The sequence below is a fragment of the Bradyrhizobium sp. YR681 genome (assembly GCF_000282615.1).
In the GTDB taxonomy this organism is placed as follows: Bacteria; Pseudomonadota; Alphaproteobacteria; order Rhizobiales; family Xanthobacteraceae; genus Bradyrhizobium.
The window spans coordinates 1-17,493 of the sequence record NZ_AKIY01000289.1 but is presented as its reverse complement, the minus strand read 5'-3'; the positions used below and the strand labels follow the sequence as shown (position 1 = coordinate 17,493).

Genomic DNA, 17,493 nt, shown 5'->3' with positions numbered 1-17,493 from the left:
GCCTCGAAGGATGAGCGGCCGAGCTGGTGCAGCGGGGCCGTCGCCCTTCGAGGGCCGCTGAAGAAGCGGCCACCTCAGGGTGACGGGGATCGGCTCGTGGTTGCCTCCGCGCCCCGCTGCGACCTCCTGGGCACGTTGTCTTAGCGGAAATTACCTTTGGTCTCAGGGATCACGATCGCCCCAATCAGGTAGATCACGAACACGCCGACCGCGAAGCAGGCCAGCGACATCGGGATCTCGGCCGGGCTGCCGCTCACCAGCGAGACGAAGGTCGGCATCATGCCGCCCAGCGCAAAGCCGATGTTCCAGGACAGGCCCGTGCCGCTGGCGCGTAGCGCGGTCGGGAAGCGCTCGTTCAGGAAGATCAGCACCGGCGCATAGCCGGCATTGCCGATGAAGGCGATGGCGAACGCATAGAGCGTGATCTGCGTCGTGTCCTTGGTCGCCGCGAGATTGAGATAGCACAGCGGCAGCAGCACGGCAGCCAGGACGCCGATAATGAGGAACGTCTTCTTGCGGCCGATGCGATCGCTGAGCGCGCCGACCAGCACAGCCGAGAAGAACGCCGACACGCTCGCGCCCATCAGGATCAGCGACGAGGTCTGGTTCGGGACCGCGTTGATGACCTTCAGGAAGCTCGGCAGATAGCCTGATGTCAGGTAGTAGCCCGCGCCGCCGCCGAAGGTGATCAGCAGATTGACCAGTAACACGCCGCGATATTCGCCAGAGAACACGTCCTTGACCGGCGCCTTCGAGACCTTGGCCTGCTTGTTGCCCTGCTGGCGCTTGAGCTCCTTGAAGTACGGCGATTCCTCGAGATTCCTGAAGATGAACCAGCCGAGCAGCGAGCTCAGCAGCCCCGAGAAGAACATGAAGCGCCACCCCCAAACGGCGAAGGCATCGCCGGGGAAGATTGAGGACGTGATCAGGAAGATGAAGGACGCGAGCAGCGCGCCGATGCCGGCACCGCCGCCGCCGACCAGCCCCGACATCGCGCCGCGCCAGTGCGGCGGCACCGACTCGGTGCCGATCGTGTGGGTGGAGGCCACGACACCGCCGACGAAGATGCCCTGCACCAGACGCAGGATCAGGAAGATGACCGGCGCGATCACGCCGACCTGGGCGATGGTCGGCAGCAGGCCGAACGCCGCGGTGCTGACGCCGACGCCGACGATGGCAATCAGCATGGCCTGCTTGCGGCCGTGCACGTCCGCATAATGCCCGAACACCGCCGAGCCGAGCGGCCGCATCAACAACGTCACGGCGAACGAGCCGTAAACCGCAGCCAGCGACAGCGCCGCATTGCTCGACGGAAAGAACAGCGCGCCGACAACCGGCGCCACATACAATAGAATGAACAAATCGAACAGATCGAGCGCCCATCCGAGCACCGATGCGATGATCGCATTGACCATCTGCTTGTTGTCCGCCGATGTCCGCGCACCCGCGACCGGCATATCCATCTCAGCCATGTTGTTTTACCTCCCCCGTTTTGATCGAGCCGCGGTCCGCGCCATTGCGAACCGCGGCGGTTCGTTGTGCGCGTATCAGCGGCCGGTGAATTTCGGCGGACGCTTGGCGTTGAAGGCCTCGACGCCTTCCTTGAAATCGTCCGACTGCCGCAGCCGGCTGTAGCAATGGCCTTCGAGCTCGATGGCGATGGCGAGCGTCGAATCCTCGGTGTCGTTGAGGAGCTTCTTGGCGGTGCGCTGCGCCAGCGGCGAGAAGGTGCGGAGCTCGTCGACGAGCTTGTCGGTGGCCTTCTCCAGCTCGGCATCCGGCACGCATTCGGTCGCGATGCCCCAGTCATAGGCCTGCTTGGCCGAGATGCGCTTGGAGCGCATCACGATGTCCTTGGTCCGGGTAATGCCGACCATCTTCTGCAGTCGCGCCGAACCGCCCGAGCCCGGGATCTGGCCGAGCTTCTGCTCCGGCAGCGCGTATTGCGTGGTCTCCGAGGCAATGCGGAAGTCGCAGGCCAGCGACAGCTCGAAGCCGACCCCGAAGCAATAGCCGCGGTTGGCGACGATGACGGGCTTGGCGCAACGCGCGGGCGCGGCGATATTCCAGGCGAGCTTGGAGACGTGCTCGGGGCTCGCCTCCATGAAGCCGCCGATATTGCCGCCGCTGGAGAAATGCTCGCCCTCGCCGCGCACCACGATCACGCGGACGCGCGGATCCTCGTCCAGCGTCTCGAAGGTCAGCCGCAGCTGGTCGCGCTGCGGCATCGCCACGACATTGTAGGGCGGACGTCCCAGGATGATGTCGGCGCGCTCATGCGCCTCGTCGATCTCGACCTTGAACCCGTCCAGCTTGGCAAGCCGGGGATCGGTGAAGTTATAGGCTGACGGCATGTCGGTTTCCTTCTGTTGAGTGTTGACGAGTGATGATCAGGCCGCGTCCGACGGCGGCAGGCGCTCGGCCTCGTATTCTCCGGCGACCAGCAGTCGCCGCAGCAGCTTGCCGACCGACGATTTGGGGATCGCGTCGACGAAGACGTAGCGGCGCGGCCGCTTGAAATTGGCAAGGCCCGAGGTGCGGCAGAACTGCTCCAGCTCGACATCCGAAACCTGGCGATTGCGCTTGACGAAGGCGGCGACGACCTTGCCCCATTTCTCGTCGGCGACGCCGACCACCGCGACTTCGTCGACCGCCGGATGCAGCGACAGGCAGCTCTCGATCTCGACGGGCGAGACGTTCTCGCCGCCGGTGATGATCATGTCGTCGACCCGGCCGGTGACGAACAGGTCACCGTCGGGATCGACGAAGCCGGTATCGCCGGTGAAATACCAGCCCTCGCGCAGCGACTTGGCATCGGCCTCGGGGCGGCGCCAGTAGCCTTCGAAAGCCTCGTCGCCGGCGAGCGTCGCGATGATCTCGCCCTCCTCGCCGATCGCGGCGAGGTCTGCGACCGACTTCGCCCCAATGCGCACGACTTTGACGTGCTGGTTCAATCCGGCCTTGCCCGCCGAGCCGGGCTTTGCGGCCGCGTTCTGGTCGATCGTGAAGGTGTAGATCTCGGAGCTACCGTAGTGATTGACGAACAGTTCCGGCTTGAACGCCTCGTTCAGCTTCTTCAGCAAACCGTCGGTCATCGATGCGCCGGCGAAGCCGAGCTTGCGCACGCTGGAGACGTCGGTTTTGGCAAATGCCTCGTGATGGACGAGGTCGTGATAGAGCGTCGGCACCAGGTAGAGGTTGGTGATGTCTTCCTGCTCGATCAGTGCCAGCGCCTGGCGGCTGTCGTAGCGCGGCAGGCAAATAAAACTGCCGCCGATCAGCGACATCGCCAGCAGCGAGCGGACGCCCATGGTGTGGTAGAGCGGCATCACGCCGAGCGTGCGCTCGCCGCGGCCGTAGAGATTTTGTGCGACATGGGCGATCGCCGCGGCCCGCTCGGCGCGGTGCCGGCGCGGCACGCCCTTGGGCCGCGAGGTCGTGCCCGAGGTGTAGAGCATGATCGACCAGGCGTCGGCGCCGACGCGCGGCTCGGCATCCGGCGCGTTGTCGCGGATCAGATCGGCAAAGCTGGTCGCATCACCGGTTCCGGGATCGACGGACACGCGCAGCAGCTTGCCCGAAAGCGCCGAGCCCTGCACCGCCTCGGCGGAAATGTCCTGGTAGACGATCGCGCAGGCCTCGGCGTTCTCGATGCAGTAATCGAGCTCGTCGGCCTTGGCGCGCCAGTTGATCGGCGTGATGACGAGGCCGGCAAACTGGCAGGCCCAGTGCAGCGTCGCCGCCTCCCAGCGGTTTTGCAGCAGCGTGACGACGTGATCGCCGGGCTTGAGGCCGAGGCGGTCGAAGGATGCCACCAGCGCGGAAATCTTGTCGTACCATTGCCGGTAGGTCAGGCGCAGATCGCCATCGACCAGTGCAATAGCGTGAGGATCGCGCGCTGCGCTGGCCATGAAGCTGCTGGCGAGATCAAGCATCGGACGTCTCTTTTGTGGCTGAAGCAAGCTCCGCGGCGGCTACGAGCGCCGCCTGGATGATCGGGGTGTAACCGGTGCAGCGGCACAGATGCCCGCTGAGGAGATCGCGGATATCCGCCTCGGTCGGCGCCGGATTTTTCGCGAGGTAATGATCAAGCGACATCAGGATGCCGGCGGTACAGAAGCCGCACTGGAGCGCATGGTTGCGGCGAAACACCTGCTGCAGCACGCCGAGCCGGTCGGCCGACGGCGCAAGACCCTCGACCGTCCTGATCTCGCAGCCGTCGACCTGCGCGGCGAGCGTGAGGCACGACCGCGTCAGCATGCCGTCCACAACGACAGTGCAGGCACCGCAGACGCCGTGCTCGCAGCCGACATGGGTGCCGGTCGCACCCAGCTGGTGACGCAGGAAATCGGACAGCAGCATGCGCGGTTCGGCTTCGCCCTCGGCCGGCTTGCCATTGAGCGTGAAACGGACGGAATGGCGGGCATCCGCCTTGAGACGGGTCATTGCAGCACCTCGCCGATCAGATCGCGGCCGATCATGCGCACGAGGTCGCGGCGGTAGCGGGCGGTGGCGTGGACGTCGTCGCGGGCGCCGAGCTCGTAGGCAAAGCCGTTGAGGGCATCGTCCAGCGCACTGCCCTCCAGCCGCGGCCAGTCGCGCGCCGTCGGGACGTCGGCGACGCCGCCGACGGTGAAACGCACGCCCGCCTCCGTCTTCATCGCGGCGCAGGCAACGATGGCGAAATCGCCGTGGCGGCGGGCGACCTCCCGGAAGGCGAAGCGCGATCCCCTGACGACGGGCAGCGAGATGCCCTCGATCAGCTCGTCGTCGCTGCGCGCCGTCAGCATCATGCCGGCGAAGAAGTCTTTCGCAGCCACACGGCGGCGGCGCTTGGCGCTGCGCAACAGCACCTCGCCACCAAGCGCAACCAGCGCGAGCGGCATCTCGGCACTGGGATCGGCATGCGCGAGCGAGCCGCAAATCGTGCCGCGGCTGCGGGTCTGCACGTGCCCGACCCAGGGCAGCGCCAGTGACACCAGCGGCAACGCCTCGGCAAGATCGGGCCAGGCCAGCAGATCAGCCTGACGCACGCCGGCGCCGATGACGACGGCATCACCCTTCCGCTCGATCTGGCGCAGCTCCTTGAGCCGCATGATGTCGATCAGGAGCTTCGGCTTGGCAAGGCGCATGTTCAGCATCGCCATCAGCGACTGCCCGCCGGCGAGCACGCGGGCATCGCCGCCTTGCTGCGCCAAGCCTTCGAGGACGTCGCCGACGGTTTCGGCACGGAGATAGTCGAATGCGGGCGGCTTCATCGGCGCCCTCCGAACAAGCTGGCGAGTTTTGCAAGCAGTCCGAACAGCGAGAAGCCGCCGCCCGATGCGCCCCCGCCGCCGGCCTTGCGAGCCAGCGCGGTGAAGAACTGGCCGATGATCACGCGGGTCGCGCCGTCGAGCAGACGGCCACCGATGCTGGCAACCTTGCCGCCGATGGCAGCGTCGTAGCTATAGGTCAGCTTGGTTCCGCCGCGGCCGTCAGGCGCGAGCGTGATGCGTCCCTCGGCGTTGCCAAAACCGAGCGCGCCGGTGGCGCCGCCGCGCAAGGTCACCGCGCGCGGCGGGTCGAGATCGAACAGCTCGACATCAGCACGATATCGTCCGCTGACCGGGCCGATGCCAAGCGTGACGTCGGCGCGAAAGTGCGTGTCGGTGATCCTGTCGACGCGCTGGCAGCCGGGAATGACAGATTGCAGCGTGGCGGGATCCAGCAGCATCGCCCAGACCTGCTCGGGCGCACCCTTGACCGACGCCTGCCCCTCGCCGCGCAGCCGCCGGTCGCCCTCGCGCGCGGGCGCGATAGCCGCACCACCTGCGGGCGGCGGCGGTTCGGCGCCGCGCACCAGTTCGGCAAGCCGCGCCGGCACCAGCGGCAGCGTGACGTCGGCAATTCCGAGCGCATCCGCGACAGCATTGGCGAGGCAGACCGGCGTCGACATGCAATTGCCTTCGCCGACGCCCTTGGCACCGAGTGGCGTGAACGGCGACGGCGTCTCCATGTGGATGATCTCGGGCTCCGGCACCTCTGTGGTGGTCGGCAGCAGATAGTCGGCGAGCGTTCCCGTGAGAAAACTGCCGTCGTCGGCGTAGGCATATTCCTCGTAGAGCGCCGCCCCGAGCGCCTGCGCAAAGCCGCCCCGGATCTGGCCGTTGACCATGCCGGGATGCAAAATGGTGCCGCAATCGTGCATGGTGACGTAGCGGTCGATCCGCGTCTCCAGCGTAACTGGATCGATCTCGACGCCGCAGAAGTCGAAGATGAAACCGTGGCAGAGCGAGGAGTTGATGCGGTCGTCCTCGTCCGGCGGCGTCAGCTCCGGCGGCGTCCAGAACACGGTCTCGCGGATGGTCTGGCCGGCATCGTCGGGCAGCGAGCCCGGCGACCAGTGACTGAGCGCCGCAACGCGCGAGAACGCGATGCGGTTCTCCGGATTGTGCCTTGATGCAACGAATCCCTTTGCGAACACGATGTCGGCGGCTTCGACATTCAACTGGCTGGCGGCGATGCGGCCGAGACGGCCCGCCACACGCTCGGCTGCGATCTTCGCCGTGCCCGCCACCGCCGCCGCAAAGCGGCTGGCGTAATTGCCCGACGCGATCGACCAGGCGTCCTTGGCGGTGTCGATCTCGGTGTTGACGCGGATATCCTTCGGCGCGAGGCCGAACACGTCGGCGACCACCTGCGACAGCACGGTGCGATGGCCCTGCCCCTGCGGCACCGAGGCCACGTGAACCGTAACGCTGCCGACAGGGTCGAGCCCGACGGTCGCCGTGGCCTGCGCGCCGTTCTTCGGGCCGGCCTTGCGGCGCTCGGCCGCCGTCAGCACGGTTGTGATGTAGCCCATGTTGGAGACGCTGGGCTCGACCACCGCGGTGAAGCCGATGCCGTAGAGACGTCCCTGCGCCTGCGCCTCGTCGCGCTTTGCCTTCAGGTCAGCGAGCCTACCCTGCTCGACCGCGCGCGCGATTGCTTCCTGATAGTTGCCGGAATCCAGCAGCGCACCGGTCGCGGTACGATAGGGAAATGCGCCCGCGCCGATCAGATTTCGCTTGATGACATCGAGCGGATCAAGCCCGAGGCCGATTGCGATCCTCTGAACCAATCGCTCCAGCGCGAAATAGACCTGCGGTCCGCCAAAGCCGCGGTTGAGGCCGGTCGGCGTCTTGTTGGTGACGACGACGCGGTTGCGAATCCTGACGTGGCGGATGTCGTAAGCGCCGGTCATATTGCCGTGCATGCGATAGAGCGTGGCCGGCTCGGGCGCGCGCAAGTGAGCGCCGCAATCCTCGACCTGGTCCCAGTCGAGCGCGAGAATCTTTCCGTCGGCCGCGACCGCCGCCGACAGCGTCGTGGCGCGATTGGTGGCCGACACCGACGCGGTGAGATGCTCGAGCCGGTCCTCGATCCACTTCACCGGCCGGCCCGTGACGCGCGCCGCGGCGGCGATCAGCACGATGTACGGAAACACGCCCTGCTTGACGCCAAAACTGCCGCCGGAATCCGGCGGGGTGCGCAGCCGCAGCCGGTTGCCCGGCACTTTCAGCGCGCGCGCAATCACCGTGTGGATGCTGAACGGCCCCTGGAAATTCGCGAGCACTTCGTAGGCATCCTCGCCGGCGTCATGCGAGGCGACGACGCCATAGGTCTCGATCGGCGTGCAGGAGTTGCGGGGATAGCGGATGTCGATGGAGAAGCGATGCGGCGCCTCCGCAAAGGCTTTTTCGGGATCGCCATAGCGGAACGAACGATCGCTGGCGAGATTGCCGGGAAAACCGTCGTGCAGCACGGGCGCACCTGATACGAGCGTTCCGAGCGGATCGACGACAGCGGCGCGCGGGCGATACTCGACGTTGATCAGTTCGGCCGCGTCCTCGGCCCTCGCACGGTCAGTCGCCACGATCACGGCGACGGGCTCGCCGACATAGCGCACGCGGTCCATCGCGATCGGCCAGCACTCGACCGGCGCCTTCACGCCGACGACGAGGCTCGTGGTGACGGCCTTGACGTCGCTGCCGGTCAGAACCGTGGCAACGCCCGGCAGGCGCTTGGCGGCTTCAGTATCGATGGAGAGAATATCGGCATGCGCGTGTGGCGAGCGCAGGATCGTCGCGTGCAGCGTACCAGGCTGAACGCCGAGATCGTCGATGAAGCGGCCGCGACCGGAGAGCAGCGCGGCGTCCTCGACGCGCTCGATCGAACGCCCGACCCACGGCGTGTCGCTACCCTGATCAACCGAATTTGCGGATCGAACCGCAGCCTGCACCATGTCCCGGCATACCTCCCGACGCGCTCTTTGACGCGACGGTGACAGATGTCAGGACGGCGGGTGCGCGGGCCATACCGCCCGCTCTCACGACTTACCAAATCGTCTCATTCGAAAGCGTGCAGCGCAATATCTGCTCACAAAAATCAACCCGCAAGACGCGAGACGTTGCGAAACTCGCGCGGGCTGACGCCGGCGTGATCGCGGAAGAAGCGCGTGAAATGCGCCGGCTCCGGAAAGCCAAATCGCTCGCTGAGCTCGCCGAGCGGCGTGTCCTCGCGCATCACCGCATCGAGTGCGCGCTCCATGCGGACGACGTTGAGATAGAGCTTTGGCGAGACGCCGAGCGAGGTCTCGAACAGCCGGAAGAACTGCGCGCGCGACAGCCCTGCGCCCTTCACAAACTGATCGACATTGGCATAGGAGTCGTTTACGCGCATCGCATCCATCGCGCGGCGGATGCGCCAGTCGCAGCTCACCGCGCTCATGCCGCGGATCGAGGTCGGGAAGCTGCGCCAGGGCGTGAAGCGCTCGATCACCGCGATCATGAGGTCGGACAGCGTCTGCTCATGGGTCCGCACCGCGTCGGGATTCGCCATCATTTCGGCCGCCAAATGCAGCGTGAGCTGACGGATTCGCGGTGATACCTCACCCGAGGGTCGCTCGAAAAAGCCAGGCGCGCCGCTCGCGGCCCACCCCGGTCGAAACTCCTTCAGCCATTCCGGCTCGATATAGAGCGCCATGATGAGGGTGCGCGGCCGGTCGGCATCGTGCACATAGGCATGCGGCTTCCAGCCGTCGACGAGAACGGCAGCGGTGTCGGTCAGCGGCGTGACCTGGTCGCCGACCAGGAACTGCGTGTCCGCGCCCTCGACCTTGAGCAGGACGTGGCAATGGTGATGGGCGTGGCGGACCAGCGAACGGTCCATGTCGAGCAGCGCGACCCTGCCGAAAGCGCCATGAGCGATGCGCAGGGCCGTCGACATCAGTTCCTTCCTCCCGGCAGCATTGCGCTGCAAAATGATCGTTTCGTTGGCGCGGCACTATAAGCAGCACCCGCTTCATATTCCAACCGCGCAAACCGACGCAAGTCGCTGCTGGACGGTAATCCGCTCATACGCGCGTCTCCGCAAGAAGCCGCGCGACCGCGGCGCCTGGATCGGCCTGCAAGGCGGTAGCCAGATCGACCTCCTCCTCGCCCTTGACGCGGATGCGCTTGAAGGCGAGTTCGGGCGCATTGACGGGTGCGGTGGCATCGAGCCCCATCTTGGCGCTGATGCCGTTGTCCGTGGTCGGATCGAGTTTCGAGCCGAGCGCGCCTGCGACGACCATGAGATCGCGGTCGGCCTGGAAGCGCGTCGCCACCGCCCATTCGATCTCCTCGGACGAGGAGATGTCGACGTCCTTGTCCACCACGACCACCTGCTTGATGTCGTAATGCGCGCCGAAGGCGCACATCATGATGTTCTTGGGCTCGCCGTCGTTGGCCTTGTCGATCTTGATCGCGAGATGATAGCGGCAGGTGCCGCCGCGCGTCAGGCGGACGTCCAGCACGCCAGGAAAGCTGCGCCGCAGATGCTGCAGCAGCGTCGCCTCGCGCGGCACGCCGCCGAGGATCAGATGCTCGAAACCGCCGCCGACGATGGTGTGGAAGATCGGCTTGGCGCGGTGCGTGATCGCATCGACCTCGATCACTTCGCGGTTGGCGCGCGGGCCGTAGTATTGAGGAAATTCGCCGAACGGGCCTTCCGGCTCGCGGACGCCCTGCAAAATGCGTCCCTCGATCACGATCTCCGCATGGGCGGGCACGCGCACCGAATTGGTGCGGCATTTCACGACATCGACCGGCGCGCCCAGCAGTGCACCGGCAATCGCCATCTCGTCCTCGTCGAGTGCAGCGATCGCTTGCGAAGCCAGCATCAACGCCGGATGCGCACCGATGACGATCGCGATCTCCAGCGCCTGGCCCATCTCCTCCGCGAATCGGTAGTACGAGAAGGTGTGCCGCGGCAGCAGCAGCACGCCGATTCGGTTCTTGCCAGAGATCTGGCAGCGGTGGATCGAGACGTTCTGCACGCCGGTCTTGGGATTGCGTGCGATCAGGAGCCCGGCCGTGATGTAAGGGCCGCTGTCGCGCTCATTGTGCTTGGGCACCGGAAGCTGGCGGAGCAGATCGACGTCCTCATGGACAACGTCCTGCACAGGGCCGCTCGCGACCTCATGGGTCGGCAGCGGATGGCTCGCCGCGGCCAGAAACCGCGGCAGCAACTGCTCCTCGGTGACGCCGATGGAATCCGCAACCCAGTCGCGGCCGGCAAAGAGATTGGCGACGACGGGAATCTCGTGCCCGTCGGGGCGCGGAAACAGCACCGCGCTGTCGCGCTCGAGCCGCTTGGCAACGGCGGCGAGCTCGTCTGCAAGTCCAATGCCCTCGCGCGCAATGGCGAGCTTGCCCCGTTCGGCGAGGTAGGCGAGCCAGGCGCGCAGGTCGGCAGGCGCGTTCGCGCCTTTCCTTGCAACATTGTCCATTTGCATAGAGGTCATTCCTTGGTTCAGCTCAGGGCGCGATCTTGCGCAGCGACGGCGAGCGGCGCTTGAGCGCCTCGTCCTCACCCCAGCGGCGCACCACGCCGATATCGATGTCGAACAGGTCGAGCACACGGCCGACGGTGTGCTCGACCATGTCGTCAAGGTTTTCGGGCTTGGCGTAGAAGGCGGGCACGGGCGGCGCGATGATCGCGCCCATTTCGGACAGAGCGGTCATCGTCCTGAGATGGCCGGTGTGCAGCGGCGTTTCGCGCACCATCAGCACCAAGCGCCTGCGCTCCTTCAGCACCACATCGGCAGCGCGGGTGAGCAATGTCGTGGTCACGCCGGAAGCGATCTCGGACATCGAGCGCATCGAGCACGGCGCCACGATCATCCCTGCGGTCCGGAACGAGCCGCTCGCAATCGCCGAGGCCATGTCGTCGATGGCATGGCAGACATTGGCAAGCTCCCTCACTTCCGCGATTTTGAGGTCCGTCTCATAGGCAAAGGTCAGCTCGGCCGTCTTCGACATCACCAGATGGGTCTCGACGCCGGCATTGCGCAGAAGCTGCAGCAGGCGCACCCCGTAGGTGACGCCGGAGGCGCCGGAAATGCCGATGATCATCCGCTTGGGCGTGGCATCCTGCATATTTATGGTTTCGCTCCCTGAATCCCCGCGCCACCTGAGGCCACGCGGTTCACCGCGAGACTAGGCAATCCCAGCCATCACCACAAATAATGATTGATTATATCATTCATCATTTGACATGATGGTCCGGGAGCAAGACCGGCACAGGAAGGACAGGTCCGTGGAACTCAGGCAGATGCAATATTTCCTGTGCCTGGCCGAGGAAAAGAACGTCACCCGGGCCGCGCGCCAGCTCAACATCGTGCAGCCGGCGCTGAGCATGCAAATTGCAAAACTCGAGGCCGAGCTTGGCCAAAAGCTGTTCGACCGCAGCGTCCAGGGCATGAATCTGACCAGCGCCGGCGAGGCGCTGGTGCGGCTGACCGCGCCGATCGTGCGCGATGCCGAATATGCGCGGCAGGAGATGGCCCAGCTCGGCGGGCGCATCTCGGGCCGCGTCTCGGTCGGACTCATCACCTCGGTGGCGCAGAGCACCATGGCGAGCTCATCGGCGACGGTCGCCAGCCGCTATCCCGAGATCACGCTGTCGGCCTGCGAGGGCTATACCGAGACGCTGGTCGACTGGGTCAACACCGGCCAGCTCGATTTCGCGCTGATCAACGTGCCGCGCCGGAAGACGCCGCTGGCCGCGCATCACATCTTGGACGAGGAGATGGTGTTCGCCTGCCGCAAGGACAGCCCGCTCAAGCCGCCCGCAAAATTGCGGTTCGACCACATCGCGAATTTTGACCTCGTGCTGCCCTCGAAGCGCCACGGCCTGCGGCTGATCCTCGACGAGCACGCCGCCGCCATCGGCATCGACCTGCGGCCGCGGCTCGAGCTCGACACCCTGCCCGCGCTCTGCGACGTGATCGCGACCACCGATTTCGCGACGGTGCTGCCGACGATCGCGCTCCGGCAATCGCTTGCGAACGGCGCCATCCGGGCCCATCGCTTCGACGCGCAGCGGATCGTCCGCTCGATCGCCTGGGTGCATCATCCGCGGCGGGCGGTGTCGGTCGCGGCCAAAGCCGTGCTCGACGTCATCGGTCGCGATCTGGCGCAGGCCGCCGCGGCGGCGCGAGAATTTGTCGAGCCTTCCTCCGGCAGGAAAAGGTCTCCCGCCCGCAGGGAAAGCCGAAAGCCGCCCGGGCGAACCGGTTAGAACCGATCGAGATCGGGGCCGCTTGCGTTGAAACTCGCAATCGCGGGGCCGATATTATTTGAGGCACTCCATCCGGACCGATCATCGCCCCATGCCCTTCTTCCAGCTCAACGACGACCATGTTCTCCCCGACGATCTCGGCGAGTTCGATCCTGAAACCGTGCCGCGCACCCTCGCCGCCTTCGGTGGCCGCATGGTCACGAAGGGCATGGATCTGGCGATGCACGAGCATCGCAAGGACGAGCTTGTCCTGACCTTGCGGGGCGTCGTCCGGCTGGAGGCCGGGCACGGAGTCTGGATCGTTCCGCCGCGCTGCGCGGTGTGGATTCCCGGCCATGTCCCGCACAGCGTGAGCGTTGTCGGCGATGTCGAGATGTATTGCCTGTTCGTCGAACCGGATGCGGCCCGGGCGCTGCCGCGGCAATGCTGCGCGCTGTCGATCTCGCCTCTGCTGGCCAGTCTGCTGGTGCATGCGACCCACATGCCCGTGATGTACGACGTCGACGGCGCCGACGGCCGGATCGCCACGGTGCTGCTCGACCAGCTTTCGGCCGCGCCCGCCGAAGAGCTGCGCTTCCCGATGCCCACGGATGCCAGGCTGCGCCGGATCGCGAGCGCGATGATGGAAGATCCCTCCGACCGTGCGACGATCGACGATTGGAGCCGGCGCATCGCCGTTGCGCCAAGAACCCTCACCCGCATCCTGCAACGCGAGACCGGCATGAGCTTTGGCCGCTGGCGCCAGCAGCTCCACATCCTCGTCGCGCTTCAGCGCCTCGACCAGGGCGCCTCGGTGCAAACAGTCGCGCTCGATCTCGGCTACGAGGGCGCGAGCGCCTTCGTCACCATGTTCCGCAAGGCGCTGGGCAAGCCGCCGGCCCGGTATCTGGCGGAGCGCCGCGTCGGCGCACACTGACCGGAAATCGCAATCGATTGTCCCGTTCGCGGAATGCGGATGAAGGGGCGATTTCGTATCGAGGCTCCGAAGCGCCGATGGCGCATGCAAGGAGCCGATCACCATGGAGTCACTCAGCACAGGCCTCGTCGCGGACGTCCTCCATCGCCTTCATCAGGAAGCGGAGATAGCCGACGCACCGCTGATGCAGACCTTTGCCAGTGAATCGCGCAGCCGCGAAGAGATCATCAGCCAAGCCATCGCGGCCGAGAACCGCGATCTCAATGAAGTCTACCAGAGATTTGCGGGCAACTTCCTCAGCGTCTCGCCGCGGTTTGGACGCTTCCTCTACATGTGCGCCCGTGCCTGCAAGGCGAAGCGCATCGTCGAATTCGGCTCCTCGATGGGCATTTCCGCGATCTACATGGCGGCGGCTTTGCGCGACATGGGAGGCGGCCGCCTGATCGGAACCGATCTGGAACCCGGCAAGATCGAGCGTGCCCGCGCGAACGTCGCCGCCGCCGGGCTGGCGGACCTCGTCGAGTTCAGGCTCGGCGACGCCCGCGAGACTCTCGCCTCCGACCTTGGCGAGATCGACATGGTGATGCTCGACGGCGCCTTCACACTCTATCTTCCCGTTCTCAAATTGCTGGAGCCGACGCTGAGGCCCGGCGCGCTCATCGTCGGCGAGAATGCGTTCGAGGAAGCCTCGGGTTACATCGACTACGTCCGCGATCCCCGGAACGGCTATCTCTCGCTGTCGCTGCCGTTCGATCCCGGTCGCGGCAACGAGCTCACGATCAAGACCAGATAATCCGGGAGCCAAGCCTTGAACGAGACCGCCCGAGCACCGCGAATTTCCGAACCACCGCAAGGCCGCGTCGCGCGGATGCTGCTGCGATGGCTGATGCGCCCGGCGCGCGTGGCTGCCGTCGAGACACTGTCGCCGCGCTTTCGGCTGATCGAGCTCGAAGGCGAAGCCCTCAAGGACGTCGCCTGGACCGCCGGCCAGAAGATTCAAGTCGCGATAGGCGCCGGCCTGAGCGCGCGAACCTATACGCCGATGTCGTGGGACACAGGCCGCGGCGCGACACGGCTGCTCGCCTTCGCGCATGGCGACGGCCCCGGCAGCCGCTGGGTGAGCAGTTTGCGCGAAGGCGAGACCTGCCAGTTCTTCGGTCCGCGCCGCTCGCTCGATCTTGCGGGCCTTGAGGCGCCTGTCGTCCTGTTCGGCGATGAGACCTCGTTTGGCCTTGCGGCGGCGTTGCGCGACAATCTGCGAGCCGGCGGTCCACTCCACATGTTCGAAGCCACCGATGTCGCGGAATCGCGGCAAGCGCTGGACGCGATCGGCCTCGGCGAGGCAAGATTGATCGCGCGCAGCGACAGCGAGAACCATCTCCGGGACGTTGAAGCGGAAATGCTGCGCCTTGCTGCAAATGGAGCGCAGTTCGTCCTGACCGGCAAGGCATCCTCGATCCAGCACGTCAGCCGTACCCTGAAAGCTGCGGGCGTCGTACCGGCGCGGCTCAAGGCCAAAGCCTATTGGGCGCCGGGCAAGACCGGACTGGACTAAGCCTCCGCTCACGCGGACAAGATGTCGCGCCAATTGCAAAATGAGACGGCTTGGTAAGTTCTGAGACGAGCCGGCATGACGGTCGCATTCGCGAGCTAATTACGGTCCAGGCGCAGAAAATCGTGGCCTGGCTTCATCCCGACTCTTGTCCCGGACGATCCCAGGACTCGCAGAACAAGAGACAGTCGGGAGATTCAATTCGAGATGGCACGGTTCGGTCGCAGCAAGAATACGGACAACACAACGCGGCACGCTAACGGTTTTCATCCCGACCGCAGGTCGCTGCTCGCGCTTGGCGCAGGCGCGGCACTCGCCACCGCCGGACTACTTCCTGCACACGCGCAGGACTATCCCGCCCGGCCGGTCCAGGTGCTCGTGCCCTTTGCCGGCGGCAGCGCCAGCGACGTCATCACGCGCATCCTGCTCAACCGCATGTCCACCTCGCTCGGCCAAGCCTTCGTGGTCGACAATCGCCCAGGCGCCGGCGGCAATATCGGCACCGCCGCCGCAGCGCATGCGGCGCCTGACGGCTATACGTTGCTGATGAGCACCTCCGGCCCGCTGGCTGCGAACAAATCACTCTACAAGGATCTCCCCTACGATCCGCTGAAGGATCTCGCCCCGATCGGGCTGTTCGCCACGCTGCCGAACGTCATCGTGATCAATTCAAAGCTGCCACCGAAATCGCTCGCGGAGCTGATCGACTACGCCAAGGGACATCCCCGCGAGCTGAATTACGGGACGGTCGGGGTAGGCTCATCGCAGCATCTGTCGGCGGCCTATTTCGAGCAGCTCACGGGCACCGAACTCACGCACGTTCCCTACCGCAACATCGCCGCCTACACGCCGGACTTCATCGCAGGTCAGGTCCCGCTGGGCTTCCAGCTGCTGCCGAACGTCCTCGGCCTGATCAGAAGCGGCGACGCGCGTCCGCTCGCGGTCGCCAGCGACAAGCGCATGACGGCGCTGCCTGATGTGCCGACCGCGGCCGAGGCCGGCCTGAAGAACTACGAAAGCGCCGCCTGGCTCGCCCTGCTTGCGCCGGCGAATACCGACAAGGCCGTCGTCGACAAGCTCTATAAGGCGATGGTGGAAGCCGTGAACGATCCGAAGGTGCGCGCCCTCTTCGTCGAGCAAGGCGCCGAGCCCCTGCTGATGGACCCCAAGGGCCTGACGGATTTCATGACGTCGGAGACGACGAAGTGGGCCGGGATCATCAAGAAGATCGGCATCGAGCCGATGTGATCAGTCACATCGAGCCGACGTGACGGTCACACCAGGCTCGACTTGCCGCGGCTGAGCACCTCGCCCGCGCCTTTGTCGCCGACGATCCTGCCTTGCTCGTACACCACCCGCCCTCGCGCGATCGTGGTGACGGGCCAGCCGGTGACATCGAAGCCTTCCCACGGCGTGTAGTCCGCGCCGTGGTGCAGATCGGCCTGCTGAATCTTCTTTGACAGCTTCGGATCCCACAGCACGATGTCGGCATCGAAGCCGACGCCGATCGAACCCTTGCGCGGGTAGAGGCCGTAGATGCGCGCGTGGTTGGTTGCGGTCAGCTCGACGAATTTTTGCAAGCTGATCCGTCCTTTCGACACGCCCTCGGAGAACAGGATCGGCAGCCGCGTCTCGACGCCGGGGATGCCGTTCGGCACCCAGCGGAACGACGTGCGGGCGTTCGGCGTCAATTTTCCCTTGGGATCGTCATAGCGGAACGGGCAATGATCTGACGAGAAGGTCTGGAACACGCCTGTGGTGATCCCCTCCCATATGGCCTGCTGGCTTTCGGCATCGCGCGGCGGCGGCGAACAGACATATTTCGCCCCCGTGATGTCCATGTTGAGGCCCTTCATGTCGTCGGCCGTCAGCGTGATGTATTGCGGGCAGGTCTCGGCATGAACAGGCAGTCCGCGCTGCTGGGCCCAGCGCACCTGCTCCATCGCCTCGCGGCCGGAGACGTGCACGATCATGATGGGAACGCCGATCACCTCGGCATGGCTGATGGCGCGATGCGTCGCCTCGCGCTCGACCGCCTGTGGCCGTGAGGTGCCGTGATAGTACGGCGCGATGTGGCCTTCGCGTTCCAGCTTGGAGGTGAGGAAGCGGATCGCGTCGTAGCCCTCGCAATGGACCATCACCAGCGCCTCCTCGCGGCGCGCGACGTCGAACACCTCAAGCAGCTGCTTGTCGCTGAGCACGAGGTCGTCATAGGTCATGAACACCTTGAACGAGGTGTAGCCGTCCTTGACCAGCGCCGGCAGCTCCTGCCCGAGCACGACCGCGGTCGGGTCGGAGATGATGAGGTGGAACGCGGTGTCGATGTAGCACTCGCCTTCGGCGAGCTTGCGGTAGTTCTCTACGCAGGTCCGGAGCGACGTTCCCTTCTCCTGAAGCGCGAAGGGCAGCACCATGGTGTTGCCGCCGGCGGCCGCCGAAC

15 protein-coding genes are annotated in these 17,493 nt (G+C 65.7%); 5 read left to right on the top strand and 10 right to left on the bottom strand.

Annotation, left to right across the window (positions count from 1 at the left end; translation table 11 throughout):
- Positions 1 to 140: 140 nt before the first annotated feature.
- The 9 genes from PMI42_RS31305 to PMI42_RS31265 all read right to left on the bottom strand — a co-directional run bounded on the left by PMI42_RS31305 (position 141) and on the right by PMI42_RS31265 (position 11,441).
- On the bottom strand, positions 141 to 1,472 hold the full coding sequence (locus tag PMI42_RS31305) for an MFS transporter (protein WP_008142368.1): 1,332 nt from the start codon (positions 1,470 to 1,472) through the stop codon (positions 141 to 143).
- Positions 1,473 to 1,547: 75 nt separating this feature from the next.
- Positions 1,548 to 2,354 carry an enoyl-CoA hydratase/isomerase family protein gene (locus tag PMI42_RS31300; RefSeq protein ID WP_008142366.1) on the bottom strand — a complete coding sequence of 269 codons (807 nt, stop codon included), beginning with the start codon at positions 2,352 to 2,354 and terminating at the stop codon, positions 1,548 to 1,550.
- Positions 2,355 to 2,390: 36 nt separating this feature from the next.
- The gene (locus PMI42_RS31295; RefSeq protein ID WP_008142364.1) at positions 2,391 to 3,935 is read right to left on the bottom strand and encodes an AMP-binding protein; all 1,545 of its coding nucleotides are present in this window, start codon (positions 3,933 to 3,935) and stop codon (positions 2,391 to 2,393) included.
- On the bottom strand, positions 3,928 to 4,446 hold the full coding sequence (locus PMI42_RS31290) for a (2Fe-2S)-binding protein (RefSeq protein ID WP_008142361.1): 519 nt from the start codon (positions 4,444 to 4,446) through the stop codon (positions 3,928 to 3,930). Before PMI42_RS31290 ends, PMI42_RS31295 begins: the two co-directional genes overlap by 8 nt.
- Complete coding sequence (locus tag PMI42_RS31285) at positions 4,443 to 5,258, bottom strand: FAD binding domain-containing protein (RefSeq protein ID WP_008142359.1); 816 nt, start codon at positions 5,256 to 5,258, stop codon at positions 4,443 to 4,445. The genes PMI42_RS31290 and PMI42_RS31285 overlap by 4 nt, the downstream gene beginning before the upstream one ends.
- On the bottom strand, positions 5,255 to 8,266 hold the full coding sequence (locus PMI42_RS31280) for a xanthine dehydrogenase family protein molybdopterin-binding subunit (RefSeq protein ID WP_008142357.1): 3,012 nt from the start codon (positions 8,264 to 8,266) through the stop codon (positions 5,255 to 5,257). Before PMI42_RS31280 ends, PMI42_RS31285 begins: the two co-directional genes overlap by 4 nt.
- A gap of 143 nt (positions 8,267 to 8,409) precedes the next feature.
- Positions 8,410 to 9,249: a helix-turn-helix transcriptional regulator gene (locus PMI42_RS31275; protein WP_008142355.1), complete on the bottom strand. Its 840-nt coding sequence runs from the start codon at positions 9,247 to 9,249 to the stop codon at positions 8,410 to 8,412.
- 127 nt (positions 9,250 to 9,376) lie between these two features.
- Complete coding sequence (locus PMI42_RS31270; protein ID WP_008142353.1) at positions 9,377 to 10,798, bottom strand: UbiD family decarboxylase; 1,422 nt, start codon at positions 10,796 to 10,798, stop codon at positions 9,377 to 9,379.
- 22 nt (positions 10,799 to 10,820) lie between these two features.
- Entirely contained in the window at positions 10,821 to 11,441 is a 621-nt protein-coding gene (locus PMI42_RS31265; protein ID WP_008142351.1) for a UbiX family flavin prenyltransferase, read from the bottom strand.
- 175 nt (positions 11,442 to 11,616) lie between these two features.
- On the opposite strand from PMI42_RS31265, the gene PMI42_RS31260 reads away from it, so the two are divergent.
- The 5 genes from PMI42_RS31260 to PMI42_RS31240 all read left to right on the top strand — a co-directional run bounded on the left by PMI42_RS31260 (position 11,617) and on the right by PMI42_RS31240 (position 16,301).
- Entirely contained in the window at positions 11,617 to 12,585 is a 969-nt protein-coding gene (locus PMI42_RS31260) for a LysR family transcriptional regulator (protein ID WP_008142350.1), read from the top strand.
- 91 nt (positions 12,586 to 12,676) lie between these two features.
- Positions 12,677 to 13,501, top strand: a complete 825-nt coding sequence (locus PMI42_RS31255) for an AraC family transcriptional regulator (protein WP_008142348.1) — start codon at positions 12,677 to 12,679, stop codon at positions 13,499 to 13,501.
- 103 nt (positions 13,502 to 13,604) lie between these two features.
- The gene (locus PMI42_RS31250) at positions 13,605 to 14,294 is read left to right on the top strand and encodes an O-methyltransferase (RefSeq protein ID WP_008142346.1); all 690 of its coding nucleotides are present in this window, start codon (positions 13,605 to 13,607) and stop codon (positions 14,292 to 14,294) included.
- A 15-nt stretch (positions 14,295 to 14,309) separates the two neighbouring features.
- A complete protein-coding gene (locus PMI42_RS31245; RefSeq protein WP_240535304.1) occupies positions 14,310 to 15,056 on the top strand; it encodes a siderophore-interacting protein in 747 nt (248 codons plus the stop codon).
- A gap of 204 nt (positions 15,057 to 15,260) precedes the next feature.
- Positions 15,261 to 16,301 carry a Bug family tripartite tricarboxylate transporter substrate binding protein gene (locus PMI42_RS31240; RefSeq protein WP_008142343.1) on the top strand — a complete coding sequence of 347 codons (1,041 nt, stop codon included), beginning with the start codon at positions 15,261 to 15,263 and terminating at the stop codon, positions 16,299 to 16,301.
- 26 nt (positions 16,302 to 16,327) lie between these two features.
- On the opposite strand, the gene hydA is transcribed toward PMI42_RS31240, so the two are convergent.
- Positions 16,328 to 17,493 (bottom strand): dihydropyrimidinase (hydA, locus tag PMI42_RS31235; RefSeq protein ID WP_008142341.1); only part of this gene is annotated, 1,166 nt, incomplete at its 5' end.

What these genes read in the sequence shown, in the direction of transcription:
- PMI42_RS31305 (WP_008142368.1), bottom strand. Translation starts at nt 1,472, where the DNA reads ATGGCTGAGATGGATATGCCGGTCGCGGGTGCGCGGACATCGGCGGAC.
- PMI42_RS31300 (WP_008142366.1), bottom strand. Translation starts at nt 2,354, where the DNA reads ATGCCGTCAGCCTATAACTTCACCGATCCCCGGCTTGCCAAGCTGGAC.
- PMI42_RS31295 (WP_008142364.1), bottom strand. Translation starts at nt 3,935, where the DNA reads ATGCTTGATCTCGCCAGCAGCTTCATGGCCAGCGCAGCGCGCGATCCT.
- PMI42_RS31290 (WP_008142361.1), bottom strand. Translation starts at nt 4,446, where the DNA reads ATGACCCGTCTCAAGGCGGATGCCCGCCATTCCGTCCGTTTCACGCTC.
- PMI42_RS31285 (WP_008142359.1), bottom strand. Translation starts at nt 5,258, where the DNA reads ATGAAGCCGCCCGCATTCGACTATCTCCGTGCCGAAACCGTCGGCGAC.
- PMI42_RS31280 (WP_008142357.1), bottom strand. Translation starts at nt 8,266, where the DNA reads ATGGTGCAGGCTGCGGTTCGATCCGCAAATTCGGTTGATCAGGGTAGC.
- PMI42_RS31275 (WP_008142355.1), bottom strand. Translation starts at nt 9,249, where the DNA reads ATGTCGACGGCCCTGCGCATCGCTCATGGCGCTTTCGGCAGGGTCGCG.
- PMI42_RS31270 (WP_008142353.1), bottom strand. Translation starts at nt 10,798, where the DNA reads ATGCAAATGGACAATGTTGCAAGGAAAGGCGCGAACGCGCCTGCCGAC.
- PMI42_RS31265 (WP_008142351.1), bottom strand. Translation starts at nt 11,441, where the DNA reads ATGCAGGATGCCACGCCCAAGCGGATGATCATCGGCATTTCCGGCGCC.
- PMI42_RS31260 (WP_008142350.1), top strand. Translation starts at nt 11,617, where the DNA reads ATGCAATATTTCCTGTGCCTGGCCGAGGAAAAGAACGTCACCCGGGCC.
- PMI42_RS31255 (WP_008142348.1), top strand. Translation starts at nt 12,677, where the DNA reads ATGCCCTTCTTCCAGCTCAACGACGACCATGTTCTCCCCGACGATCTC.
- PMI42_RS31250 (WP_008142346.1), top strand. Translation starts at nt 13,605, where the DNA reads ATGGAGTCACTCAGCACAGGCCTCGTCGCGGACGTCCTCCATCGCCTT.
- PMI42_RS31240 (WP_008142343.1), top strand. Translation starts at nt 15,261, where the DNA reads ATGGCACGGTTCGGTCGCAGCAAGAATACGGACAACACAACGCGGCAC.